Origin of the sequence: Mycobacterium sp. ST-F2, from assembly GCF_001905655.1 — a bacterium.
Classification (GTDB): domain Bacteria; phylum Actinomycetota; class Actinomycetes; order Mycobacteriales; family Mycobacteriaceae; genus Mycobacterium.
This window is the reverse complement of the sequence record NZ_JMHT01000016.1, coordinates 100347-123026: the sequence shown is the minus strand read 5'-3', so window position 1 is coordinate 123026 and position 22680 is coordinate 100347. Positions and strand designations below refer to the sequence as shown.

Annotated in this window: 26 protein-coding genes; 15 read left to right on the top strand and 11 right to left on the bottom strand. The window is 67.2% G+C overall.

Annotation, left to right across the window (positions count from 1 at the left end):
- Nucleotides 1-140 precede the first annotated feature (140 nt).
- The 5 genes from EB75_RS07490 to EB75_RS07470 form a co-directional block, all read right to left on the bottom strand.
- Nucleotides 141-437 (bottom strand): hypothetical protein, encoded by a 297-nt coding sequence (locus EB75_RS07490; protein WP_073694805.1) that lies wholly within the window; start codon nt 435-437, stop codon nt 141-143.
- Nucleotides 438-522: 85 nt separating this feature from the next.
- The gene (locus EB75_RS29885) at nt 523-1656 is read right to left on the bottom strand and encodes an alpha/beta fold hydrolase (RefSeq protein WP_073694804.1); all 1134 of its coding nucleotides are present in this window, start codon (nt 1654-1656) and stop codon (nt 523-525) included.
- Nucleotides 1653-2363 (bottom strand): flavin reductase family protein, encoded by a 711-nt coding sequence (locus EB75_RS07480; RefSeq protein WP_073694803.1) that lies wholly within the window; start codon nt 2361-2363, stop codon nt 1653-1655. Before EB75_RS07480 ends, EB75_RS29885 begins: the two co-directional genes overlap by 4 nt.
- A 13-nt stretch (nt 2364-2376) precedes the next feature.
- Entirely contained in the window at nt 2377-3216 is an 840-nt protein-coding gene (locus EB75_RS07475; RefSeq protein ID WP_174557640.1) for an MBL fold metallo-hydrolase, read from the bottom strand.
- Between the two features lie 12 nt (nt 3217-3228).
- Nucleotides 3229-4119: an alpha/beta hydrolase gene (locus EB75_RS07470; protein WP_073694822.1), complete on the bottom strand. Its 891-nt coding sequence runs from the start codon at nt 4117-4119 to the stop codon at nt 3229-3231.
- A 150-nt stretch (nt 4120-4269) separates the two neighbouring features.
- Here EB75_RS07470 and EB75_RS07465 point away from each other — a divergent pair, with 150 nt between their 5' ends.
- Genes EB75_RS07465 through EB75_RS07445 form a run of 5 tightly spaced genes read left to right on the top strand, consistent with a single transcriptional unit; the run spans nt 4270 to nt 7175 of the window.
- Entirely contained in the window at nt 4270-5073 is an 804-nt protein-coding gene (locus EB75_RS07465) for a helix-turn-helix domain-containing protein (protein WP_073694801.1), read from the top strand.
- Nucleotides 5074-5094: 21 nt separating this feature from the next.
- Nucleotides 5095-5616, top strand: coding sequence for an RNA polymerase sigma factor (locus EB75_RS07460; RefSeq protein WP_073694800.1), 522 nt, complete (start codon nt 5095-5097; stop codon nt 5614-5616).
- Nucleotides 5609-6223, top strand: a complete 615-nt coding sequence (locus EB75_RS07455) for a methylated-DNA--[protein]-cysteine S-methyltransferase (RefSeq protein ID WP_083612060.1) — start codon at nt 5609-5611, stop codon at nt 6221-6223. The genes EB75_RS07460 and EB75_RS07455 overlap by 8 nt, the downstream gene beginning before the upstream one ends.
- Nucleotides 6220-6930, top strand: a complete 711-nt coding sequence (locus EB75_RS07450; protein ID WP_073694799.1) for a 2OG-Fe(II) oxygenase — start codon at nt 6220-6222, stop codon at nt 6928-6930. Before EB75_RS07455 ends, EB75_RS07450 begins: the two co-directional genes overlap by 4 nt.
- Nucleotides 6927-7175: an Ada metal-binding domain-containing protein gene (locus tag EB75_RS07445; RefSeq protein WP_073694798.1), complete on the top strand. Its 249-nt coding sequence runs from the start codon at nt 6927-6929 to the stop codon at nt 7173-7175. The genes EB75_RS07450 and EB75_RS07445 overlap by 4 nt, the downstream gene beginning before the upstream one ends.
- Here EB75_RS07445 and EB75_RS07440 read toward each other — a convergent pair.
- Entirely contained in the window at nt 7172-7573 is a 402-nt protein-coding gene (locus EB75_RS07440; protein ID WP_073694820.1) for a PaaI family thioesterase, read from the bottom strand. The two genes, EB75_RS07445 and EB75_RS07440, sit on opposite strands and share 4 nt — an antisense overlap.
- Before the next feature lie 156 nt (nt 7574-7729).
- On the opposite strand from EB75_RS07440, the gene EB75_RS07435 reads away from it, so the two are divergent.
- Nucleotides 7730-8173 (top strand): VOC family protein, encoded by a 444-nt coding sequence (locus EB75_RS07435; RefSeq protein ID WP_073694797.1) that lies wholly within the window; start codon nt 7730-7732, stop codon nt 8171-8173.
- 52 nt (nt 8174-8225) lie between these two features.
- On the opposite strand, the gene EB75_RS07430 is transcribed toward EB75_RS07435, so the two are convergent.
- Together EB75_RS07430 and EB75_RS07425 are read right to left on the bottom strand one after the other, a co-directional pair.
- Nucleotides 8226-9500 carry an HNH endonuclease signature motif containing protein gene (locus tag EB75_RS07430; protein ID WP_073694796.1) on the bottom strand — a complete coding sequence of 425 codons (1275 nt, stop codon included), beginning with the start codon at nt 9498-9500 and terminating at the stop codon, nt 8226-8228.
- Nucleotides 9501-9648: 148 nt separating this feature from the next.
- Complete coding sequence (locus EB75_RS07425) at nt 9649-10503, bottom strand: SDR family oxidoreductase (protein WP_073694795.1); 855 nt, start codon at nt 10501-10503, stop codon at nt 9649-9651.
- Between the two features lie 75 nt (nt 10504-10578).
- On the opposite strand from EB75_RS07425, the gene EB75_RS07420 reads away from it, so the two are divergent.
- Nucleotides 10579-11793 (top strand): FAD-dependent oxidoreductase, encoded by a 1215-nt coding sequence (locus EB75_RS07420; RefSeq protein WP_073694794.1) that lies wholly within the window; start codon nt 10579-10581, stop codon nt 11791-11793.
- Here the strand turns inward: EB75_RS07420 and EB75_RS07415 are convergent.
- On the bottom strand, nt 11780-12502 hold the full coding sequence (locus tag EB75_RS07415) for a hypothetical protein (RefSeq protein WP_073694793.1): 723 nt from the start codon (nt 12500-12502) through the stop codon (nt 11780-11782). The genes EB75_RS07420 and EB75_RS07415 overlap by 14 nt on opposite strands.
- A gap of 171 nt (nt 12503-12673) precedes the next feature.
- On the opposite strand from EB75_RS07415, the gene EB75_RS07410 reads away from it, so the two are divergent.
- The 4 genes from EB75_RS07410 to EB75_RS07395 are packed head-to-tail and all read left to right on the top strand — an operon-like array spanning nt 12674 to nt 15261.
- Nucleotides 12674-12985, top strand: coding sequence for a type VII secretion target (locus tag EB75_RS07410; RefSeq protein ID WP_073694792.1), 312 nt, complete (start codon nt 12674-12676; stop codon nt 12983-12985).
- Nucleotides 12979-14307 carry an NlpC/P60 family protein gene (locus EB75_RS07405; protein ID WP_073694791.1) on the top strand — a complete coding sequence of 443 codons (1329 nt, stop codon included), beginning with the start codon at nt 12979-12981 and terminating at the stop codon, nt 14305-14307. Before EB75_RS07410 ends, EB75_RS07405 begins: the two co-directional genes overlap by 7 nt.
- Entirely contained in the window at nt 14288-14893 is a 606-nt protein-coding gene (locus EB75_RS07400; protein ID WP_073694790.1) for a sensor domain-containing protein, read from the top strand. The genes EB75_RS07405 and EB75_RS07400 overlap by 20 nt, the downstream gene beginning before the upstream one ends.
- A gap of 50 nt (nt 14894-14943) precedes the next feature.
- Entirely contained in the window at nt 14944-15261 is a 318-nt protein-coding gene (locus tag EB75_RS07395; RefSeq protein WP_073694789.1) for a hypothetical protein, read from the top strand.
- A gap of 11 nt (nt 15262-15272) precedes the next feature.
- On the opposite strand, the gene EB75_RS07390 is transcribed toward EB75_RS07395, so the two are convergent.
- A complete protein-coding gene (locus EB75_RS07390) occupies nt 15273-16010 on the bottom strand; it encodes an MBL fold metallo-hydrolase (protein ID WP_073694788.1) in 738 nt (245 codons plus the stop codon).
- Between the two features lie 60 nt (nt 16011-16070).
- Here EB75_RS07390 and fgd point away from each other — a divergent pair, with 60 nt between their 5' ends.
- The 4 genes from fgd (at nt 16071) to EB75_RS07370 (ending at nt 21233) form a co-directional block, all read left to right on the top strand.
- A complete protein-coding gene (fgd, locus tag EB75_RS07385) occupies nt 16071-17081 on the top strand; it encodes a glucose-6-phosphate dehydrogenase (coenzyme-F420) (protein WP_073694787.1) in 1011 nt (336 codons plus the stop codon).
- Between the two features lie 29 nt (nt 17082-17110).
- The gene (pta, locus tag EB75_RS07380) at nt 17111-19210 is read left to right on the top strand and encodes a phosphate acetyltransferase (RefSeq protein ID WP_073694786.1); all 2100 of its coding nucleotides are present in this window, start codon (nt 17111-17113) and stop codon (nt 19208-19210) included.
- On the top strand, nt 19207-20331 hold the full coding sequence (locus tag EB75_RS07375; protein ID WP_073694785.1) for an acetate kinase: 1125 nt from the start codon (nt 19207-19209) through the stop codon (nt 20329-20331). Before pta ends, EB75_RS07375 begins: the two co-directional genes overlap by 4 nt.
- A gap of 74 nt (nt 20332-20405) precedes the next feature.
- Nucleotides 20406-21233 carry a cytochrome c oxidase assembly protein gene (locus tag EB75_RS07370; protein WP_083612066.1) on the top strand — a complete coding sequence of 276 codons (828 nt, stop codon included), beginning with the start codon at nt 20406-20408 and terminating at the stop codon, nt 21231-21233.
- 106 nt (nt 21234-21339) lie between these two features.
- On the opposite strand, the gene EB75_RS07365 is transcribed toward EB75_RS07370, so the two are convergent.
- Complete coding sequence (locus tag EB75_RS07365) at nt 21340-22629, bottom strand: ISL3 family transposase (RefSeq protein ID WP_073694784.1); 1290 nt, start codon at nt 22627-22629, stop codon at nt 21340-21342.
- Nucleotides 22630-22680: the final 51 nt, after the last annotated feature.

Genomic DNA, 22680 nt, shown 5'->3' with positions numbered 1-22680 from the left:
CCCATCGCCGCGGCCAGGGCGGCGGCGGTGCGCGCGATCGAGAGCCAGGCGGAGGAGCGCATATCCCATCGTGCGGGTCGGGGCGGGCGGGTCGCCACGACCGATCTCCTTGCAGCTGTGAGGAATTGCCTCACACGGACTCAGGCTGGGAACAGCGTGATGGCGGCGCCCCACAGCGCGCCGGGGTTGATCCGGTCGGGGTACCGGGACAGCATCGCTTCGTAGAACTCCTGAGCACCGCCGGCCGTGGTGAGGAGGTCCCGGGCGTCGGTGAGGTAGCGGCGGGTCTCCGCGATCTGCGACGCGTCGTCGGCGGCGTCGGGGTTCTTGTGGCCCGCGATGACGACGCGCGGGTGCAGGGGGCGGTGGTCAGCGGTGGGTCGACCAGCACTGCGTCGTGTACGCCGTAGATCAGGGTCGACGTGATGGGTGACCACATGCGCGGACTGCCGTCGGGCAGCGGCCCGCGCCCCGACTGCGGGATCTGGGCGGTGACGTAGGTCTGGTGCTGCAGAGTGGGATTCACGGTGCCTCCGCGATGAAATGATCGGGTGACAGCACGCCGGTCAGGCGGTCGCGGATCTCGGCGGAGAACCGCAATACTGCCGGCAGCGGCCGGTGGTGGATGGCGGCGTTCGCGATCTTGCCTTCGGCGTCGCGCTGCAGAATGGTCACGCCGCGTATTGCGGTGCCGCCGAATGCCGTTGCCCGCCACTGCAGGTAACTCGTCTGCCCGGACTCCGCGGTTTCGGTGAACTCCAGGGTTTCGTAGATCGAGCTCGCTGTGGCCATCACCGCCGCGACGAGCTGTCGGCCGCGGACCGGTGTGGTCATGACGCTGGTGTCCAGCACGATGTCCTCGGCGAATTCGTCGGCGAACGTGTGCTGGGACTGCTCGAGGAAACCCTGCTGCCAGCCCTTCGTCGCAGCGGGCGCGGTCTCCGCGACGAAGTCGAGAAGTACTGCGCTCACCTGTCCGGGGTGCTCGACATGGACCCAGTGCCCGCCGTCGTCGATGACGTGCTTGCGCGCCTGCGGCAGCCGCGCTGTGACGGTGGCGATGACCTCGTCGGTGACGAATGAATCTGCACCGCCCCGAATTACCGCGACGGGGCCGGTGAATTCACCGGCCGCGGCTGCCTCCGCATCGCCGTCGTTCCAGATATCGACGTACCGGGCGACCACATCCGGCTGCGTGGTTGCGCCGATCCGGGTCAACCGGTCGAGTTGTTCGGCACTGAGTTTCGGTGACAGGTGCACGCGGGCGGCCCGCTGGCCGTCAGGATCGCCGCCCAGCGCCCGGAACTGCGCGACCGCCTCAGCGGGAAGTCTGGTGCCGCCCAATGGCACCGGGGTGATGAGGACCAAGCCGATGACCTTGTCGGCGTGCGCGAGGGCCACCAACTCCGCGACCTGTGCGCCCATGCTCTGACCCACGACGATCACGTCGGACTCGGCGCCGTCGAGCAGTTGGCCGGCCTCGGCCGCCAGCGATCGCAGCGATATGGCGGCTGGGTCGGAGGCCGACTGTGCGCGTGCGCCGAAGCCCGGCAAGGTGTAACGCACCGGCGCGACATCGTCGGGCAGCGCGGAAATCACGTCATCCCAGACGGTTTCGTCGTCGAGGAAGCCATGGATGAACAGGACGGTGGTCATTTCGTGGCTCCAGAGGCAGACCAGGCGGCGGTGTCGATGGGGGAGAAGTCGGCCGAATGGCCATCGATGCGGGCGGCCCGCCGGGTGCTGAGGGTCTCGACGACGTCCGCGGGCAGCGGCGTGGTGAAAATGTTGTCGATCAACGAGTATTCGGCAGCCAGACGGCCGAACGCCCCCAGCGCACCGACGTCGATGCGTCCGCTCGGCAGGTAGAGCTCATCGCGGACGTGAATCTTCTTCACCCGTCCCCACACGACGTGGTCGGGCAGGGGCGGCATCTCGAAGATGCGGTCCACCTCGCACTCGAACGAGATCGGAGCTTCGGCGATGCGGGGCGCCGACACCACCTCCGATGCCGCCTTGTGTAGGCCGAGCGCGGCGAATTCATCGACGTCGTGGTCGAATTCGAACGCTGACCGGTGCACCGCGTCGGCGTTGTCGATGGTGGCGATGTTGACGACGAACTCGTTGGTGTCGCGGATGTTGACGAAGGTGTCTTTCAACGTGACGCCATCGGACCGCGGCTGCAGGCTGATGGACAGCATCGGCGGCATGCGGCCGACCACGGTGAAGAACGAGATCGGCGCGATGTTGCCGACGCCTTCGGTCGATGCGGTGCTGACCCAGGCGATGGGGCGGGGCAGGACGCTGCCGATGAGCAGCTTGTAGGCCGAGGTCGGGTCGAGGTCTGCGGGGTCGATGATCATGATGGAATGCCTTTCAGGACAGGAGGGCCACGGCGCTGTACCAGACCGGGCCGACGTTGAGGCGGTCCGGGTACAGCCGGATCATGTGGTCGAAAAATTCACGGGGACTGGGGTTTCCAGCCAGCAGTCGCTGTGCGTCGAGCAGATAGTTGCGCGTGTCGTTGAGAATCGCGGGGTCGTCGGGGAGGTCTTTGTTCTTGTGCCCGGCCACCACCGCGAGGGGCTGTAACGCGGTGACCTTGTTGAGGGCCTGCAGCCATGACCGGATACCGCCGTGGTCGCTCTCCAGCAGATACTGGTGCACGCCGTTGTAGGCGACGTCGCCGGCGACGACCAGGCCGATCGACGGTACGTGCAGAACGGTGGTGTCATCGGTATCGGTGTGGCCGACATCGATGGGGACCAGGCGTTCCCCCTCCAGCTCGAACCCGTCGTCCGGAACCTGTTGGTAGACAACGGGGCTCGGCGGGATCATGCCCGGAAAGTCGACATCCCACATCTGGGCACGGCCCGCCGTGGCCTGCTCGTGCATCTTGCTGATGGTGCCCGCCGTCGCGTAGGCGACAGCGCCCGGAAAGCGTTGCAGCAGAACGTCGGTGCCGAACCAATGGTCGCCGTGGCCATGCGTGGCGTAGACGGCCGTGAGAGTCTTGCCCGAGGCGTCGATCCAATCGCCGACCCTTCCGATCTGGTCGTGGGTGAATGGCGGGTCGACGAGCACGGCGTCGTGATCGCCGAAGATGAGCGTGGATGAGACCGGCGAGGACACGATGGGGCTGCCGTCGGGCAGTCGCTGTTCGCGGTGGCGACGCAGTCCGTCGTGCACCAGCACCTCGTAGTTCAGCGTGGTCATGATGAAGTCCTTTCAGGCGAGGTGTTCGGTGAACCAGTCGCGGGCAGCGGCGCCGGCCGTGGGGAACTGGGAGAGGTAGGGGTCGAAGTGCCCGCCGTCGATGGTGACCAGCTTCTTGGGCTCGAGAGCCTGTTCGTAGGCCTGGAGTTCCAGGTCGGTCATGGTGACGGTGTCGCGCAGTCCGACGACCATGAGCAGCGGTGTGGGGGACACCCGGGCGATCCAGGTGCCCGGCTCGTACATGCGTGCCGCGCGGGACGACCGCACCGTCATCGTGTTGGCCCACGCCCCGTCCGGTACCGGTTGCGTGTAGAAGGCGATGGCTTCGGCGGAGCGATAGGCGGCGGGTACCGCGGGGTCGTCGCTGACGATCGCCTGCACCGCCGGCGCCTCGCCCCGGAACCGTCGGCGTTCGTCATCGATGAATGCCGTCTCCAGCGCGGCCACGTGCTCGGGTGCCACCCGGCGCAGGCCCTGCTGGTAGCCGCTGATCGTCGGCACCTGCGCGACGACGGCTCGCAGCCGGCGGTCGGTGGCGCCCAGCACGAGGGCGTGCCCACCGGCATAACTGCTGCCCCACAAGCCGATTCGAGACGGATCGACCGACGGATGACTTTCCAGGAACGAGATGGCGCGCCGCCAGTCGGCGATCTGTACCCACGGGTCGACGTCACCGCGCGGCGCGCCATCGCTGGCGCCGAATCCCCGGTGATCGTGCACCAGGACGACGAATCCGGCGTCGGCGAACAGTTCGGCGAACCGCGCCAGCCCGTGTTCCTTCACCCCGGCGAAGCCGTGCGCCATCGTGATGCCCGGGTGTGGCCCTGCGCCGTCCGGCAGGAACAGCCAGCCGCGCAGCACCACGCCGTCATCGGTGGTGAATTCGACGTCCCGTCGGTTCATGTCCACACTCCTTGTCTCGCCTGCTGATATCCACGATCAGGCCGCGACGAGTTCGATGGGAACGCCGCCGCGATCCTGGTATTGGCAGGGACAGGGTTGGCATGGCGAGGAACGAGCCGCGTTGACGAGTGCGGCCATTAGGCTTAGCCGATGGCGAAGGGGAACGCGCTCGGTGATTACCTCAGGTCACGGCGTGAGCAGGTGCGGCCTGAGGATGTCGGGCTGATCCCAGGTGCCCGACGCCGCGTCGCCGGGCTGCGCCGTGAGGAACTTGCGTTGCTGGCGGGTATCAGTTCCGACTACTACCTGCGTTTGGAGCAGGGGCGCGACAAGAACCCGTCACCGCAGATTCTGGACGCGCTGGCCCGGGCGCTGCAACTGGACATCAAGGGCACCGAATACCTGCACCAATTGGCCAATCCGAGCGGAACCCAGTGGGAGAAGTCGGAATTGGAGGAGGCCCGCGACGGCCTCCCCGACCTGATCGACCAGTTCCCCATGCCGGCCTTCGTCGCCAGCCGGTATCAGGATGTGCTGGCCGCCAATCAACTCGCGTGTGCGCTGGCACCTGGATTCCGGCCTGGCTCCAACATTCTCGCGTGGCGGCTGCTGGATCCGGCGGCCAGGGAGTTCTACGTCGACTGGGACGAGGCGACCGAGGTCGCGGTCGGCGGGCTGCGGGAAGTCACCGGTGCTCACCCCGACGATCCGCACCTGCAGCGCATGGTCAACGAACTGTCTTCCGCCAGTGCCCGTTTCCGCGACCTCTGGTCACGGGCCGACGTCGGCTATCGGCCGGGGGTCATGCACGTGCGTCATCCTGTGGTCGGTGAACTCTTCCTGCACCGCAACCGGTTGAACCTGCCGCATTCTGGTGGTCAGCACGTCATCACATTCCGCGCCGACCTCGGCAGCGACTCCGCGAAAGCGCTCGAAGCGCTGCGGGAGCTGTAAAAGTCAGCCGACACCTCACAAATGCCGGCCGCGGAGCGTCTACAGGGTGTGAAAGCCAAACCGCCGTTCGAGGCCGTGGTCCGCAACCACGGCCCGACCGTCTTCCGGGTGTGTTGCACCGTCGTCGGTGCACATGACGCCGATGACGCCTGGTCAGAGACGTTCCTGGCGGCGCTGAAGGCCTACCCGGACCTTCCCGCCGACGCCAACCTGGAGGCCTGGCTGGTGACCATCGCGCACCGTAAGGCCATCGACATCACGCGGGCCCGGACACGTCAGCCCGTCCCGACCGATGTCGTGCCCGAGACGCCGGGGCCGCGAGACGCCGTGGATTTCGACGACCTCGCCACTGCGGTCGATCAACTACCCGACAAGCAGAAGCTCGCCGTCGCCTATCACTATCTGGCCGGCCTGCCCTACAACGAGATCGCCGACATCGTCGGCGGTACCGCCGCGGCCGCCCGCCGCGCCGCGAGCGACGGCATCGCGACGCTTCGCCGCACCTACACCGGCACTCCGCCGAAAGGAGACCACCATGACTGACAACGAGCACATCGCCACCGACCTGGCGCGTGTCACCCAACCCGGCGCCGACAAGCTCGCCGCGCTGCACAGCCGTCTGGCCGCCGCCGCTCAACACGAGGGCCTGCTGGACCTCGCCTACCGCACCGTCGACACTCCGGTGGGCCCGCTGCTGTTGGCTGCCACCGAACGGGGGTTGGTCCGTGTTGCCTACGCCCGCGAAGACCACGACGCGGTGCTGCAGCAGCTGGCCGACAAGGTGAGTCCACGCATCCTGCACGCGCCGGACCGACTCGACGCGGCCGCCCGTCAGCTCGACGAGTACTTCGCCCGGACCCGACGCACTTTCGACGTGCCTCTGGACTGGCGCCTGTCCGCCGGCTTCCGGAGCGCGGTCCTGCACCACCTGCCCCAGATCGGCTACGGCGAGACCGCCAGCTACGCGGCCGTCGCCGCGCTCGCGGGCAGCCCCAAGGCGGTGCGTGCCGTCGGCACCGCGTGCGCGAAAAACCCACTGCCCGTGGTGGTTCCGTGCCATCGTGTGGTGCGCAGTGACGGTGCGATGGGCGGCTACCTCGGTGGTCCGGAGGCCAAGCGTCTGCTGCTCGATCTGGAGGCCGCGGCATGACCGTCTGGCAGCAGCGCGTGGACGCCACGGACTGGGACGCGGTCCGCACCGAGCTGGACACGGTCGGCTGCGCGCTGACCGGGCCTCTGCTCACACCGGACGAAACCGCCGAACTGGCCGCCCTCTACCCGGACGCGCGCCGCTTCCGCTCGACCATCGACATGGCCCGATACCGGTTCGGCGAAGGCCAATACCGGTACTTCAACCGCCCTTATCCCGATGCTGTCAGCGAGCTCAAACATGCGCTGTATCCGAGGTTGCTGCCCATCGCTCGGGACTGGTGGACGAAACTGCGCCGCGACCCGCCATGGCCGGACAGCTTCGACGAATGGCTGGATACCTGTCACCGGGCGGGGCAGACGCGGACCACGGCACTGCTGCTCAAGTACGGCGCCGGCGGCTGGTGCGCCCTGCACCAGGATCTGTACGGAGACTTGGTGTTTCCACTGCAGGTCGTCATCAACCTGACTAGGCCCGACGTCGATTACACCGGTGGCGAGTTCCTGCTCTACGAGCAGCGGCCCAGGGCCCAGTCCCGCGGCACTGCCCTGTCGATTCCGCACGGACGCGGGCTGGTCATCACCACCCGGGAGCGGCCCGTGCTGTCGAAACGCGGTTGGGCCGCGGGGCCCGTACGTCATGGGGTGTCCACGCTGCGCTCTGGTTCCCGCATGACCCTCGGCTTGATCTTCCACGACGCCGCATGACGTACCAGCTCGTCGACACGAAGGGCCGGCCCTATGTGAGCAGCACGCCGGGAACTGTTGGGGGACATCGCCGTAGCAAGATCTATGGTCGGCTTGACTGCCCGTCGGCGGCCCGCGCCATCGCTGCCGGCGGCTACGTCACCCAGCGGGTGTTCTTCGCCGATGCGCGGGCGGCTGTTGCGGCGGGGTATCGGCCCTGCGCGGTCTGTCTGCCGGTGGAATATCAGCGGTGGAAGCGGAGCTAGCGGTGCAGCTCGACGTTGTGCAGCCGTAGGCTGCCGCGCGCGAGGAGCCGACCGTCGGGGCCGGTGATCGTGACGTCCCACAACTGCTGGGAGCGTCCCTGCTGTACGGGGGTGGCTCGTACCGTGGCGGTGCCGCCGGCCGTGGAACGAATGAAGTCGGTGCTGTTGTGCACTCCGACTGCGAACTGCCCGCGATCGGCCACTGCCGCACTGGCTCCGACGCTCGCTGCTGTCTCCACCGCACTGGTGTAGACGCCGCCGTGCACGACGCCCCACGGCGTGTGGTGTTCGGGTCCCAGCTCGATGGTGCCGACGACAAGGTCACCGCTCACCTCTGTGAGCCGGAGCCCGGCGGCGGTGAGGAATGGGCCGCCGTCGTTCAGGGTAGCGAGGTCCATTGTGGGGGTGGCGATTTCGGTCGTGCTCATCGCTGGTCCTTTCGGTCGTCCGTCACGCTGAGCACCACCATCGCAGAATCGATTCCGAATAGCCTGGCCCTCTCACCCCCACGATCCGTGGGAATGCCTGCGCGGGCCGCGGCGCTTTGACCCGGCATGGATATGAAATTCGAGATCGCAGTCCTGCCGGTGTCCGACGTTGATCGGGCCAAGAGCTTCTACGAATCGTTGGGGTGGCGGTTGGACGGTGACTTCACCACCGCCGACGACTTCCGCGTAATCCAGTTGACCCCACCGGGTTCCGGGGCCTCGGTCATCTTCGGTACCGGCGTCTCTGATGCTGCGCCCGGCTCGGTGCGCGGCCTGTACCTGGTGGTCGACGACATTGTTGCCGCCCGTGCTGAGTTGGCCGGCCGCGGCGTCGCGATCAGTGAGGTGTTCCACGACGAGGGTGGGGTCTTCCACCGGGCAGGTACCGCCGGGCGAGTTCCCGGCCCGGACCCGGACCGCCGGAGCTACGCGTCTTACGCCTCGTTCGAGGATCCCGACGGTAACGGTTGGGTGCTGCAGGAGGTCACCACGCGGCTGCCGGGGCGGTAGGCACTGGCCGCACACGGATCACCCTGGCGGCCAAGTCAATTCGATGCACCACCTAGTTGGCTGATGGTGTGGGTGGTGGTTCGAAGGGTTGGTACCACCACCATTGGGCGCGTTCCCCGGTGGGTCCGGGGCACGGCGGCACATCAGGTGGCGGTGTGGTGGGTGGCCGGGCCAGGGATCGGTTGGTCAGTGGTTGCCCGGCAGCATCCGTGACGACGAGCCGGTCAGCGGGCCCGGTGATGGTGATACCGCCTTTGTGGTGCAACCGGTGGTGATAGGGGCACACCAGCACCAGGTTGTGCAGTTCGGTGACCCCGCCGTCCTCCCAATGGATGATGTGGTGGGCGTGCAGGCCGCGGGTGGCCCCGCATCCGGGCACCACGCAGCAGCGGTCGCGGTGCTCCAGGGCGCGGCGTAGGCGGCGACTGATGGTGCGCGTCGACCTCCCGGCGCCGATCGGCTGACCATGCCGCTGCAGCCACACCTCGCACGTCGCATCACACAACAGCAGCCGACGTTCGTCGTCGGTGAGCAACGACCCCAGATGCAGAGCCGCCGAACGCTGTTCAAGATCGAAATGCACGACGACCGTGGCGTGCTGACCGTGCGGGCGGCGCGCCACATCACAGTCCCAGCCGGCCTCGACCAGGCTCATGAACGCGTCCACCTGGTTCGGGAATGGCGGCACCTGCTCGGACGCGGGCTCACCGGTTTCCCCAGCGTCGTGGTCGCGATTCCAGTCCGCGATCAACGCATCCTGATGCGACGCCACCGCCGCATCGAACTTGGCCGCCTCCAACTTCGGCAACCGGATCGTGTACGTCGTGGAACCGTCATCGTGGGTGGTTTTCTTGATCGACCGCTGCGGCTCCGGCGTCGGCTCCGCGTCCGGGCCAGGGTCGGGGCGCGGCTCCAGCTTCACCGCCGTCCGCAGTTGCGTGACCGTGGCGCTTTCGGCGAACTGCGCGTAGTGCTCATCGGACCCGTCGGCCGCACGTTCGGCGACGACACCGACCTGATCCAACGACAACCGGCCCTCACCCATCGCCTCGGCGCAGCGCGGGAATTCCTCCAACCGATGCGCGACGGCCACCATGACCTCGGCGTTGCGAGGCGACACCCCGGTCTTCCACGCCACCAACGACGTGAGCGACCGGGCCCCGGTCGCGCCCCACAGCCCGTCACGATCGATCTCAGCGACGATCTCCACCAGCCGTGCGTCGATCGCGTTGCGCTGCCCGGTCAGCTCACCGATCTCGTCGAAGAACGCGTCCATACGCTCACCCGGCGACGCCTCGGCATCCAAAGGTGTTGCGGTGGTGGACATGACACCATTCTCGCAGAGGGCACCGACAAATTTCGGCCCTCGAAAGCAGCCGGGCGACAGGCCAGCCACCCGCCGACGATGAGCTTATGCTCCTATCTCACAACACATTTGACACACGAGCTCGGCTTCGGCCGGACCTACACCCGGCCTAGTCCTTCTCGACAACCCCCTGCGCGTCGTGAGCGCGGTCGGTGTAGCTCTGTCGCTTGGCGGCGTCGAACGACATGAAAACGGTGTCGATGCCGAGCAGCTTGTTGAGCAGGCGTCGTCCTCGCGGCCCGAGCATCTGCGCGCTCTGCGCGACGAACCGCAACGGTGGCGGCACCGAGACGTGGGTCTTGGGCTTGTCCAGCGTCTTGACGATCGCGGCGGCGATCTCTTCCGGCTCGACGGGCTTGGTGGCGATGTTTTCCGTTGTGCCGGAGATCAATTCGGTCCGGGTGAACGGCGGCATGATGACCGATACCTGGACACCCTGCGGCGCCACCTCGTCGGCCAGTGCCGTGGTCAACCCCACGACGCCGAACTTCGAGGCGTTGTAGACGACCTGCCCGGGCAGTGGAATCAGACCGGCCATCGAGGCGATGTTGATGATCTGGCCACTGCGGCGGGCGACCATCTCGGGCAGCGCCAGCTGACACCCCGCGAGCACGCCGTACAGATTCACTTCCATCGCCGAGCGGATGGACTGTTCGGTCTCGTCGAGGAACGGGCCGATGGGCATGACACCGGCGTTGTTGACCAGCACGTCGAGGTGGCCGGCGCCGTCGCTGCGGGCCTTGTCCAGGAAGACGGCGAACGATTCACGGTCGGTGACGTCGAGGGGATAGCCGGTGGCCGGGCCGAGTTTGACCAGCTCAGAGACCGCGGACTCGAGCACTGCGACATCGCGGTCGCCGATGACGACCCGCGCACCGCGGGCGAGAAGGGCCTTGGCGGTGGCGTAGCCGATACCTCGGGCGGCGCCGGTGATCGCGATGGTCTTGCCGCGGATGTTGTCCATGGCCGCAAACTTTACACGTGTCAAGTTTTGAAATGAAGCCCTGATTTGGTCGCCGGAGCGGGCTACTGTCGGGGCATGACGCGCGCGCTGCGAACCCAGGTTTGTGTAGCCGGTGGCGGACCCGCGGGTCTGGTGCACGCCCTGCTGTTGGCGCGGGCCGGCATCAACGTCGTCGTGCTGGAGAAGCACAACGACTTTCTGCGCGACTTTCGCGGCGACACCGTCCACCCCACGACGTTGCGGATCATGCACGAGTTGGGATTCATCGATGAGTTCTTGAAGCTGCCGCATACCAAGATCGACCGAATCTGCATGGACGCCGACGGCACCCTCCGGACCTTCGGCAATTTCGGCGCCCTGCGGCTACTGCGTTTCCCCGAGCCCTACATCGCGCTCATGCCGCAGTGGGACTTCTTGGACTTCCTGGCCGAAAAGGCCGCCAAATACCGGGAATTCACCCTGATCCGCAACGCCGAGGTGACCGACTTGATCGTCGAGGGTGGCCGCGTCGTCGGTGTGCGCACTCCCGAGCTGGAGGTGCGCGCCGACCTGGTGGTGGCCGCCGACGGCCGCAAGTCCGTGGTGCGTGAGGCAGCAGGTCTCGAGGTGGCGAGCGCCCACAGCCCCATGGATGTGCTGTGGTTCCGGTTGGGTTGGCGCCAGGGCGACCCGAAGGAGCTCTTTGGGATCATCCGCAAGGGCCTGCTCATGGCGATGATCTACCGCGGCGACTATTGGCAGGTCGCGTATCTGATGCGGAAAGGCACCAATCCGCAGGGTGGCTCGCTCGACGACTTCAAGGCCCGACTGGTGTCGGTGCGGCCGCAGCTTCGCGAACATGTCGAGGATCTGAAGTCCTGGGACGACACCAGCCACCTCGATGTGCGCGTGGACCGGCTCAAGACCTGGTGGCGGTCCGGGCTCCTGTGCATCGGCGACGCCGCCCACGCCATGTCGCCGGCCGGCGGCGTCGGCATCAATCTGGCGGTGGCCGACGCGGTCGCCGCCGCGAACATCCTGTGCGGGCCTTTGCGTAACGGTCTGCTGGCCGACGCCGACCTGGCCAAGGTACAGCGCCGCCGTGAATTGCCGACCCGCATCATCCAGGCCGGCCAGGTGCTGGCCCAGGATCGCGTGATCGAGCCCAACCTGGCCGGCGACCTGTCACCTATCGAGGTGCCGTCGTTCGTGGGAAGGGGCCCGCTGCAGTACATCCCGCCGCTCGTCGTCGGTCGCGGGTTCCGGCCCGAGCACGTGCGCACCCCGGACGTCCATGTCAGCTCACGGTGACGTCGTCGATGTCGATGGTCACCGTGACCATGTCGCGCACGGGCTGTCCGTCGGCGTCGCGGACGTAGACGACGCGCTTGGTCGGGAGCACGATGCCGTCGAACTGGGTGTGGTTGTCGGAGTAGTGCGCGGCAGGGGAATCGCCGGCGATGTCGACGTCATAGTCGCGCCGCCGGATCAAGCCGTCGGCATCGATGTAGAGGGTCTGCTGGGCGCTGTGTGTCGCGATGGAATCGGGGTACGTCACCCCGAGTCGACGCCACGTCTGACCGTTCTCCTGCCACGTCCCGAGCTCTTCGGTGTGGACGCCCGGCAGCGTCAGCTGGTAGGGCTCAGACAGGTACGTCCACATCGCGTAGCCGGCGAAGTACGCCAGCTGCAGCATGGACCATGGCGTCTCGAGGACGTGTCCGGCGAAAGACTCGCGCGGAGAATCGAGTGTTTCCAACGTTTTTGGCGATTCCCCGTCGGTTTGGATGCGGACGCGGCTGGGGCTGTACGACGAATGGAACCCGGGCTCGGGCAGCGGGTAGTGCCATGCCAGCTGGTCCTTGGGGCTGATCTCGACCCGTGAGTCGTCGAGGATGCCGGCGACCCCCTTGAGTCCCCACAGCCCGCCGCCGATGAGCTGGTGGATCTTGATGCTGTTGATCTGCTCCCATCGGTCTTGGCCGCCGTATGCGGAGATGACTTCGTTCAGTAGGGACATGGCGGCTCCTTCGATGGCGGCGATGCGACCGCGGGGGTGGCGGCTTGCACTCGACCTTGCCGCGACGGATTGCCACCCGGGTAGGCCGCGATCTTCCTGGTACCGAGAGGGCCAGGATGGGCTCCGAAATTGGTGTCTGGGTGCGTGTTTGACCGGCCTTAGGCTGAATCGGTGACCAGTGCCCTGAGGGTTGATCCGGCGATTCTCCGCGCCGAATCGGCGAAGACATCGCGGCTCGCCGCCGACGTCAAGGCGGCCGGTTCGGCCGCATGCGTGTCGTTGAGTTCGGCGGCGGCCGCAAATGCTGGTTTGCAGTCCGCCGGCGCATGCCAAGCCGCTGCCGAATCGGTGGCCGCAGCCTCGGGCCGCAGCGGTGATGGCTGGTCCGCTCTCGGTGGCAACCTGGCCGACGCCGCGCAGGCGTACGAACGTACGGACGCGGAGCAGGGCGGCAAGATCGGTAAGGCCGGCGGATCGTGGTAGCGACCGTCGATCAGGTGCGGGCGTCCGATCCCGCGGCGCTGGTACAGGCCGGAGCGGGTGCGCGGTCGTCGGAGGCGGCGGCCGAGCGGAGTGTGTCTGACGGACAGTCGATAACCTCCAGCCTCAGTAGTGGCTGGCAGGGTGACGCGTCGGATGCCGCGAATCGGCAGGCGCAGCTCAATGTCGTTGCGCTGCGGCAACTCGAGAACATGTACGGGCGGCTGGGAACCGTGCTGACCACCGGGGGCAGTCAGTTGTCGTCGATGCGGTCGGAGATCGTCGGGAAGGTCGATCTGCTGACGCTCACGGGCTGGCAGGTTGACTCCGACGGCACGGTGTCCATCAAACGCGGTGGTGTGATTGACAACTGGGCGCGCATCAGCCCGGTGGTCGCCGTGACGGCCCAGTTGCTGGCCATGGCCGAGACGGCCCAACTCAAGTCGGCACTGGCGCATTTCACCGCGACCGACTCGAATGTGGCTGACGCCGTTCGTGCCGCGACACGTCCGGCGGACGTGCCCTCGGCACCCGTCCCTGACCCCGTCCCCGTGCCGCCGCCTGCGCCGCCGCCAACGCCGGACGAGCCCACCAAAGACACTGTGCCAGGACCCAATCCAGGGGATCCGGGCTACCGGACGGGGCAGACCCCCACTCTGGCCGGCAGTCCCGCGGACCAGCCGCCCATGCGCGTCGACGCCGGGTCGTCGGCCTCGATCACGTTGCAGGACAACCCACCTGGCTACAACGGCCCGGCCGGCCCCGCCCGGGATGCGGCGTGGCAGGCGTACCTCAACCAGTCCGACGGCACCAGGCCGGGGCGTGTCGATCCACGCACCCTGGTGCTCCCGAATCCGGACGCGGTATCCGATCCCGGGCTCAAAACCGTTGGGGCCGCGGCAAAGCAGCAGGGTGTGTCCTACACCTGGGGCGGCGGCCACGACCCGAAGAACCCCGGGGTGTCCCGAGGGTTCCGCAACGACACTCCCGACGCATCGTGGACCTACAACGACCAGAATCGCATCGGCTTCGACTGCTCGGGACTCGCACGCTTCGCGACCGCCGAAGGCCGCGGCGTCGACATCGGTTCGGGCAACACGGTGATGCAGTACGGCGCGATGACCGGCAGTGGCGCCCACAATGTCGTCCCGGACTCCGCGCTCAAGCCCGGCGATCTCATTTACTATGGGACACCGGGGGATTCGCATCATGTCGCGGTGTACGCCGGCAACGGTCTGATGATTCAGGCGAGTGGTTCAGGTACTCCGGTTGAAGTCAGTCCCATCAGGGGGGAGCAGCACCGCAATGTCCACCTTGGCCCGTAGGAACGCGGGAGCCCTGCTGGCATGCCTGCTGATTCTCCTCGGCTGCACCCCGCAGGCCCATGCCGAACCCACGCCGCCGTCGGCGGATGCGCTGATCGTCGGCCTCGATGACATCGAGAAGATTGCCGGCGCCGACGACCTCCACAATTCGGAATCCGCTGACCTGCGCCGGCCCAAGAACCTCTACGACCCGTCATTCTTGTCGCCCGAATGTCAGCAGGCACTCCCGATGGAATCGGTTTTCGGCGGCGGTTGGAAGGAGTTCAGGTCGGTCGACTACGTCGGCTCCGCCAACCGTTCTGTCACCCAAGCGGTCGCGGTGTACGGCGGTGCGGCCGACGCTGCCGCGGCGCTGGACCGTATCGCGGCCGCATACGGCCGCTGCGCCGGTACCAGCGGCAGGTACTCCCAGTACACGGTGACGCGGAATGCACCGTCGCACCTGATGCTGAGCTGGCACGACGCTTCGCACGTGTACGAAACCAAGGGCGCGGTGCTCGCCGAGGTCTACTCGGTGCACTTCTCGAATGCCGGTGAAATCTCCACCGACGTAACAAGCGTCATCACGGGCCGGATCCCTGACTAGAGCCTGCAGAATTCAGGTCGCTCCGGCGATCCGGTCGATACGCTTGAATTGTGCTTACCGGTTGGACCGCTGGGTGTCTGCTGCTGGTTGCCGCCGTGCTGGTGCTGGGCACGGGGATGGTGGCGCGCACGTACATCGGCCGGACGCCTGAGGACAGCCCGCACCGCCGCAGAGCGCGCGCCGTACGCTGGTCTGCCTTCGGTCGGGTGTTCTACGGTCCGGTCAACCGAGATGCCCAGGGCAACAACACCTTTGATGACGAAGAGCTCGACCACATGTTGTTCTTGCCGGCCGTCGTAGTCGCCGGCGGTCTGCTGCTGGCCGGGCTGTTCGTCCTGTTCCTGGAACTGGTCAAGCACGGCGCGTAACGGCGCCGGTGTCAGCTCCGCTGCAGTGCCAGCTCGGCGGCCTCGCGGATCGGCCCGCGCCACGCCGGGCCATGGCCGGGCAGCAGCACCTGGGTGTCCAGCAGGCCGAGCGCGGACAGGCTCCGTTCGCATGCCGCCTGGTCGTGATTGAACATCTGCGGCAGCAGCTGGGGCCCACCCTTGGCGATCAGCGGGTGACCGGTCGCCACGGCGTCGCCGGCCACCAGCACGTCGCCGAAGACGTAGGAGCAGTGCCCGCCCGTGTGGCCCGGACTCGGGATCAACTGCGGGCTGCCGGGCAGTGTCGCGGCGACGTCCTCGGTGAGCGCTTGAGCAGTCGGGATACCTTCGCGCACCAGCGCGCCCTTGCCGACGATGTTCAGTGACCAGGACAGGTACCGCGGGTTCCAGACCTTGGTCAGCAGATCGGTCGGGGAAACCTGTTCCAGATACTCGCGTTTGGCGTGCCCGACCTCGGCGCTGTGGCAGAACACCGGCGTGCCATGGGTTTTGGCGAACCAGATGGCAGCGCCGAGATGGTCGACGTGGGCGTGCGTGAGCAGAATCGCCCGCACATCGCCGGCCTCGAATCCCAGGTCACGCAGGGAGCGGAGGACGTCGTCGCGCTGGCCGGGGAAGCCGGCGTCGATGAGGATCACCCCGCTGTGGTCGCTGACCAGGGTCCAGTTCACCAGGTCGGTCTGGGCGAAGTGGACATTGTCGGAGATCGCGCTCAGGGCTGCCGCCATGACGCGAGTGTAGGCAGAGTAGAAAAGGAACTGCAGAGGCGACGAACAGGAACGGGACTCATGGCTGAACTCAGACTGGGATACAAGGCGTCGGCGGAGCAGTTCGCGCCGCGTGAACTCGTCGAGCTGGCGGTGGCCGCCGAAGCGGCAGGCATGGACAGCGCCACGGTCAGCGACCACTTCCAGCCGTGGCGCCACACCGGCGGCCACGCCCCGTTCTCCCTGGCCTGGATGACCGCCGTGGGCGAGCGCACCGAGCGGCTGATCCTCGGCACCTCGGTCCTGACCCCGACGTTCCGCTACAACCCGGCGGTCATCGCGCAGGCGTTCGCGACCATGGGCTGCCTGTACCCGGACCGGATCTTCCTGGGCATTGGCACCGGTGAGGCGCTCAATGAGATCGCCACCGGCTATGAAGGCGAATGGCCGGAGTTCAAAGAAAGGTATGCGCGTCTACGCGAATCGGTGCGCCTCATGCGGGAGCTGTGGCTCGGCGACCGCGTCGACTTCGAGGGCGAGTACTACAAGACCAAGGGCGCCTCGATCTACGACGTTCCTGAGGGCGGCATCCCGATCTACATCGCCGCGGGGGGCCCGCAGGTGGCCAAGTACGCCGGCCGCGCCGGCGACGGCTTCATCTGCACCTCGGGCAAGGGCGAAGAGCTGTACAAGGACAAGCTGATCCCGGCCATGCGTGAGGGCGCCGAGTTGGCGGGCAAGAACCCCGACGACATCGACCGCATGATCGAGATCAAGATCTCGTACGACCCGGATCCTGCTTTGGCTCTGGAGAACACCCGGTTCTGGGCGCCGCTGTCGCTGACCGCTGAACAGAAGCACTCCATCGAAGACCCGATCGAGATGGAGGCGGCCGCCGACGCGCTGCCCATCGAGCAGGTCGCCAAGCGCTGGATCGTGGCGTCGGACCCCGACGAAGCCGTCGAGAAGGTCAAGCAGTACGTAGACTGGGGCCTGAACCACCTGGTGTTCCACGACCCCCGGCAGGACCAGCGCCGCTTCCTGGAGCTGTTCAAGACCGACCTGGAACCGCGCCTCCGCAAACTCGGCTGACGGGCCGCTCGGCTCGGTAGGCTGACGCAGTGCCTGACGCCACCCGAACATGGTCTTCGCGCGAGCGCTCATCCGCGATCTATATCGCTTCACCCGAAGGCGACACCGGCAAGTCGACCATTGCGCTGGGGCTGTTACACCGACTGGCGGCGACCGTCGCCAATGTCGGGGTGTTCCGCCCGATCGTGCGTGCGGGAACAGACCGCGACTACATCTTGGATCTGTTGCTTGCGCACAGCACCGCGGGTCTGGACTACGACGACTGCGCCGGGGTCACCTATCAGCAGCTGCACGACGATCCCGACGCCGCGATAGCGGACATCGTCGACCGATATCATCGGGTCGCGGACAAGTGCGGCGCGGTGGTGATCGTCGGTAGCGATTACACCGATGTGGCATCACCCAGCGAGTTATCGGTGAACGCCCGCATCGCGGTGAATCTCGGTGCGCCCGTGCTGCTCTCGGTACGCGCCGCTGATCGCACGCCCGGTGAGGTGGCCCACGTGGTCGAGCTGTGTCTGGCCGAGCTCGCGGCCCAGCATGCGCATACGGCGGCGGTGGTCGCCAACCGGTGCGCCCCGGACGAACTCGCCGACGTCGCTGCCGCGCTGCAGCGGTTCACGCCGAAAAGCTATGTGCTGCCGGAGGAGCCGCTGCTGGCGGCGCCGACAGTCGCGGAGCTGCGGGACGCGGTGGGCGGCGAATTGATCAGCGGCGATGAGCAACTGCTGACCCGCGTGGTCATGGGCATGATGGTCGCCGGCATGACGGCCGAGCACTGCCTGGAGCGGCTACGCGAGTCCATGGCCGTCATCACCCCGGGCGACCGCTCCGACGTGGTGCTGGCCATCGCCAGCGCCCATGCGGCGGAAGGCTTTCCGTCGATCTCGTGCCTGATCCTCAACGGCGGCCTTCCGCTGCATCCGTCGATCGCCAAACTCGTTGCGGGCCTTGGCCTGCGGCTGCCCATTGTGGCGACTGACCTGGGTACGTACGACACCGCCCGCGCCGCGTCGACGGCGAAGGGCCGGGTGACGGCGACGTCGCTGCGTAAGGTCGACACTGCGCTCGCCTTGATGGACGAGCACGTCGATGTGGCGGATCTGCTTGCACAGCTGGCGGTTCCGATCCCGTCGGTCGTCACGCCGCAGATGTTCACGCACCAGCTGCAGGACCGGGCCCGGGCCGACCGCAAGCGCATTGTGCTGCCCGAAGGCGACGACGACCGGATTCTGCGGGCGGCGGGACGACTGCTGGCCCGGTCGGTCGCCGACCTCACCATCCTCGGTGACGAACCGACGGTCCGGGCGCGGGCCGCCGAGTTGGGCCTGGATCTGTCGGACGCCGTGGTGCTGAATCCGCGCACCAGCGAGCTCTGCGACCAGTTCGCGGCGCAATACGCCGAACTGCGCAAGAAGAAGGGCGTGACCCTCGAGCAGGCCCGCGAGATCATCCACGACGTCTCGTATTTCGGCACCATGCTGGTGCACAACAACATGGTCGACGGCATGGTGTCCGGGGCCGCGCACACCACCGCGCACACCGTGCGCCCGGCGTTCGAGATCATCCGGACCGCACCGGACATCTCGACCGTGTCGAGCATCTTCCTGATGTGCCTGGCCGACCGGGTGCTGGCCTACGGCGACTGCGCGATCGTGCCGGACCCGACATCCGAGCAGCTGGCCGACATCGCGATCAGCTCGGCGCAGACCGCCGCGCAGTTCGGCATCGAGCCCCGGGTGGCCATGCTGTCCTACTCGACCGGGGATTCGGGGACCGGGGCCGACGTCGACAAGGTCAGGGCGGCAACGGAACTCGTGCGCACGCGGGCCCCCGAGCTGCTGGTCGAAGGTCCCATCCAGTACGACGCAGCGGTGGAGCCCTCGGTGGCCGCGACCAAGATGCCGGATTCACCGGTGGCCGGCCGCGCCACGGTGCTGATCTTCCCGGACCTGAACACCGGCAACAACACCTACAAGGCGGTGCAGCGCAGCGCCGGGGCCATCGCGATCGGCCCGGTGCTGCAGGGCCTGAACAAGCCGGTGAACGATCTGTCCCGCGGTGCGCTGGTCGAGGACATCGTCAATACCGTCGCGATCACCGCAATCCAGGCGCAGGGGGCGAAATGAGCCAGCCGGTCCTGGTTCTCAACTCCGGTTCGTCCTCCGTGAAATACCGTTTGGTGCAGCCGGATTCGGGTGAGTCCCTGGTCGACGGCATCGTCGAGCGCGTCGTCGACTACCGCGCCGCGCTGCAGCAGGTGTTCGACGCCGTCGCTGCCGTCGGGGTGTCCCCCGACGACGTGATGGCCGTCGGGCACCGGGTGGTGCACGGCGGGCGACAGTTCTACCGGCCGACCCTGATCGACGATGCGCTGGTCGCCAAGCTGGACGAGCTGGCCCCGCTGGCGCCACTGCACAACCCGCCTGCGGTGCTCGGTATCACCGAGGCCCGTGCACTGTTGCCCGACGCGCCGCACGTCGCCGTCTTCGACACCGCGTTCTTTCACGACCTCCCCGCGGCCGCCGCCGAGTACGCGATCGACCGGGATGTGGCCGCACAGTGGCACATTCGGCGGTACGGCTTCCACGGTACGTCGCACCAGTACGTCAGCGAGCAGGCCGCGCAGTTCCTCGGACTGCCCCTGGAATCGGTGAATCAGATTGTCCTGCATCTCGGTAACGGTGCGTCGGCGTCGGCGATCGCCGGCGGCCGGCCCATCGACACGTCGATGGGGATGACGCCCATGGAGGGCCTGGTGATGGGGACGCGCTCCGGCGACGTCGACCCCGGCATCATCATGTACCTGTCGCGCGCCGCCGGGATGTCGGTCGAGGACATCGACGTGCTGCTCAATCGTCGTTCGGGCGTATCGGGATTGGGCGGTGCCACCGACTTCCGCGAGCTGCACAAGCGCATCGATGCCGGCGATGCCGCCGCGCAACTCGCTTACGACGTCTACATCCACCGGCTGCGCAAGTACATCGGCGGCTACCTCGCGCTGCTGGGTGGGGCCGACGTCATCACCTTCACCGCGGGCGTGGGGGAGAACGACGCCGCGGTCCGGCGCGATGCGCTCGCCGGGCTGTTGGCGCTCGGGATCGAGGTCGATGAGGAGCGGAACCTCTCCCCGAACCGTGGTGCCCGGCGGATCTCCACCGACACTTCGCCGGTGAGCGTGCTGGTCATCCCCACCAACGAGGAGCTGGCCATCGCACGGGCTTGCGTAGACGTCTGCAAGGTGGACTGAAGGAACCTGCCAGGGTTGGGGCGTAGCTTGCGCTCGTGTTGACCGCGACGTTCGATCCCGTAGCCGTGGTACTGATGCTGCTCGGCATCGGTGTCCTGGTGCGGCTGCGCCGACGCATGTCCCGTGCCCAATGGTGGTGCCTCGGTATCGCAATCGCGGTCTGGAGCGTGGCTACGCTCAGCGCCGTCGCGGTCTACGCGCCGGTGCTGTTCTGGGTGCGTGCCCTTCAGGTTCTGCTCCTGCTGTACGTGGTGCCGTTCTTCCTGGCGCTGGGCCGTCCGGTCGCGATCCTGGGGACCGTGCTCGACCCGGTGCTGGATTCGGTTGTGGCACGGATACTCCTGTCGCCTCCGGTGACCTCTGTGCTGATGCTGGCGACGCCGTGGCTGCTCTACCTGACGCCGTGGTACGTGGCGTCGATGACCGGTCCACTCGCCTCGCTGACGCGACTTGCGCTGCTGGGCATCGGGTTTGGCTACTTCTACGCCCGCCTGCAAGTGGACCCCGTACCGCGGCGCTACCCGCCACTGCTGTCCATCGGCATCAGTGTGGCGGAGGGTCTCGGCGACGGCATCTTGGGGCTGGTGCTGTGGCTGGGCCCGGTGATCGCCTACGACTACTACGCGGGCCTGCACCGCGACTTCGGTCCGAGCATCCGCCAGGACCAGACGTTCGGCGCCGGGATCCTGTGGATTCTGGGCGACGTACTCGGCGTGCCGTTCATCCTGCTTCTGATGCGCGCCTTGGGTTCTGACGAACGACGCAAGGCGGCTGAGGTCGATGCGGAGCTGGACGCGGAGGCCCTCGCCGTCCCGGCCGCTTCCGACGAACCGCTGGCCGAGGCGCCGTCGAGCGGCCTGTGGTGGCAGGAAGATCCGCAGTTGCGGGACCGCTATCGCTGATCGCGCGACGTCGGCGAGTCGTGCTCGGTGTGTCGTCTCTCTCCTGAGGCACTTGCGATTTCAACCCGTCAACTTTCATGGCCCTGCTGACATATGTGTGGGTGGTTTAGCGACCGGGTAGTGCTGGTGGGTGTCCTCCGAGGCTGAGCATGGCCAGTGCGATCAGGGGTTCGGCGGTGGCGAAGCCGTATGCGATGCGGGTGAGCAGGCGGATCTTGGTGTTGACTGACTCGACGAGCCCGTTGGAGAGGCCGTGTTCGATGGAAGCCAGTATCTGTGGGCGCTGGCGGGTGATGCGTTGCTGCAACAGGACGAATGATTCGATGCGGCAACGCCGGGCCCAGGACACCCACCGGTCCAGCGCGTCGGTGGCCTCGTCGACGGGCAGTTTGAAGATCGTGCGCAGGGCCTCTTTGAGCAGGTAGCCACGATAGAGCCGGCGGTCGGTCTTGGCGATCCACGCCAACTTCACTTGTTGACGTTCGGTGAGGTTCTCCGGGTTCTTCCACAACGCATAGCGGCTGCGGCGCAATGCTTTCGCATCGCCGGTGGCCACGGTGACCCGCCGGCCACGAGCCCACCCGTGGCTGCGGGTCTGCCCGGCTTTGCGGGCGGTGTTCCACGCGGCGCGGCGCACTTCATCGAGTGCCTCGTTGGCCCAGCTGACCACGTGAAAGGGGTCCGCGCAGCGCACCGCGTCGGGGCAGCATTCATCAACGACGTCCGCGATCCAGCCCGCCCCGTCGGCGCTGACATGGGTGATCTGCGCGCACCGGCCCGCACCAGAGGCTTCCAGAGCATCGAAGAACGCGCGCACGGTGGCCCGGTCACGGCCGGGGCTGGCCCACACCAGCCGACCGCTGTCGTGGTCGACCACCACAGTCAGGTACTTGTGGCCTCGCTTGTAGGAGATTTCATCGATCCCGATCCGGGCCAGCCCGGCGAACGGGTCAATCCCAGCGGCGGTATCAGCCCACACCCGGGCGATGATCGACCCGACGGTGCGCCACGCGATCCGCATCAGCTCAGTGATTGCGCGTTTGGAGCAATGAATGGCCAGCCAGGCCACCTGCTGATCAAACCCATGAGTGTGCCCGGCGCCGTGGCGGGCCCACGGGACCTGACGCACCGTGGGCCCGTGGGTCGGGCAGTGCACCCGCGGGGCGTCGGCTTCCAGGAAAACCTCGATGGTGCCCAGATCCAGTGTGCGCCAGCGCCGCCGGCCCTGGCCCTGGTCGTACCACGATGCCCGCTTTCCGCAGGTTCCACACCGCCCCCGCGACCGTCGAGGTCGCACATGGGCCACCACCGTCTGGGCGCCCTCGTCATATTCGATGTCCTCGATGACCGTGTTCTGGACGCCCAACACCGCACGCCATAAGCTGGCATTCCGCACGCCGTTCCCCGCTCTCTTGGTACCTGACCTTCGACAAGCCAGAAACCTAGA

Excerpts from the sequence above, each read along its gene's own strand:
- EB75_RS07415 (WP_073694793.1), bottom strand. The coding sequence starts at position 12,502 with ATGTCCCTACTGAACGAAGTCATCTCCGCATACGGCGGCCAAGACCGA.
- EB75_RS07390 (WP_073694788.1), bottom strand. The coding sequence starts at position 16,010 with ATGGCGGCAGCCCTGAGCGCGATCTCCGACAATGTCCACTTCGCCCAG.
- EB75_RS07435 (WP_073694797.1), top strand. The coding sequence starts at position 7,730 with ATGGATATGAAATTCGAGATCGCAGTCCTGCCGGTGTCCGACGTTGAT.
- EB75_RS07425 (WP_073694795.1), bottom strand. The coding sequence starts at position 10,503 with ATGGACAACATCCGCGGCAAGACCATCGCGATCACCGGCGCCGCCCGA.
- EB75_RS07375 (WP_073694785.1), top strand. The coding sequence starts at position 19,207 with ATGAGCCAGCCGGTCCTGGTTCTCAACTCCGGTTCGTCCTCCGTGAAA.
- EB75_RS07440 (WP_073694820.1), bottom strand. The coding sequence starts at position 7,573 with ATGGACCTCGCTACCCTGAACGACGGCGGCCCATTCCTCACCGCCGCC.
- EB75_RS29885 (WP_073694804.1), bottom strand. The coding sequence starts at position 1,656 with ATGACCACCGTCCTGTTCATCCATGGCTTCCTCGACGACGAAACCGTC.
- fgd (WP_073694787.1), top strand. The coding sequence starts at position 16,071 with ATGGCTGAACTCAGACTGGGATACAAGGCGTCGGCGGAGCAGTTCGCG.
- EB75_RS07400 (WP_073694790.1), top strand. The coding sequence starts at position 14,288 with ATGTCCACCTTGGCCCGTAGGAACGCGGGAGCCCTGCTGGCATGCCTG.
- EB75_RS07475 (WP_174557640.1), bottom strand. The coding sequence starts at position 3,216 with ATGACCACGCTGAACTACGAGGTGCTGGTGCACGACGGACTGCGTCGC.
- EB75_RS07465 (WP_073694801.1), top strand. The coding sequence starts at position 4,270 with ATGGCGAAGGGGAACGCGCTCGGTGATTACCTCAGGTCACGGCGTGAG.
- EB75_RS07480 (WP_073694803.1), bottom strand. The coding sequence starts at position 2,363 with ATGATCATCGACCCCGCAGACCTCGACCCGACCTCGGCCTACAAGCTG.
- EB75_RS07370 (WP_083612066.1), top strand. The coding sequence starts at position 20,406 with ATGCTGCTCGGCATCGGTGTCCTGGTGCGGCTGCGCCGACGCATGTCC.
- EB75_RS07455 (WP_083612060.1), top strand. The coding sequence starts at position 5,609 with ATGACTGACAACGAGCACATCGCCACCGACCTGGCGCGTGTCACCCAA.
- EB75_RS07420 (WP_073694794.1), top strand. The coding sequence starts at position 10,579 with ATGACGCGCGCGCTGCGAACCCAGGTTTGTGTAGCCGGTGGCGGACCC.
- EB75_RS07445 (WP_073694798.1), top strand. The coding sequence starts at position 6,927 with ATGACGTACCAGCTCGTCGACACGAAGGGCCGGCCCTATGTGAGCAGC.
- EB75_RS07460 (WP_073694800.1), top strand. The coding sequence starts at position 5,095 with ATGCCGGCCGCGGAGCGTCTACAGGGTGTGAAAGCCAAACCGCCGTTC.
- EB75_RS07430 (WP_073694796.1), bottom strand. The coding sequence starts at position 9,500 with ATGTCCACCACCGCAACACCTTTGGATGCCGAGGCGTCGCCGGGTGAG.
- EB75_RS07470 (WP_073694822.1), bottom strand. The coding sequence starts at position 4,119 with ATGAACCGACGGGACGTCGAATTCACCACCGATGACGGCGTGGTGCTG.
- EB75_RS07450 (WP_073694799.1), top strand. The coding sequence starts at position 6,220 with ATGACCGTCTGGCAGCAGCGCGTGGACGCCACGGACTGGGACGCGGTC.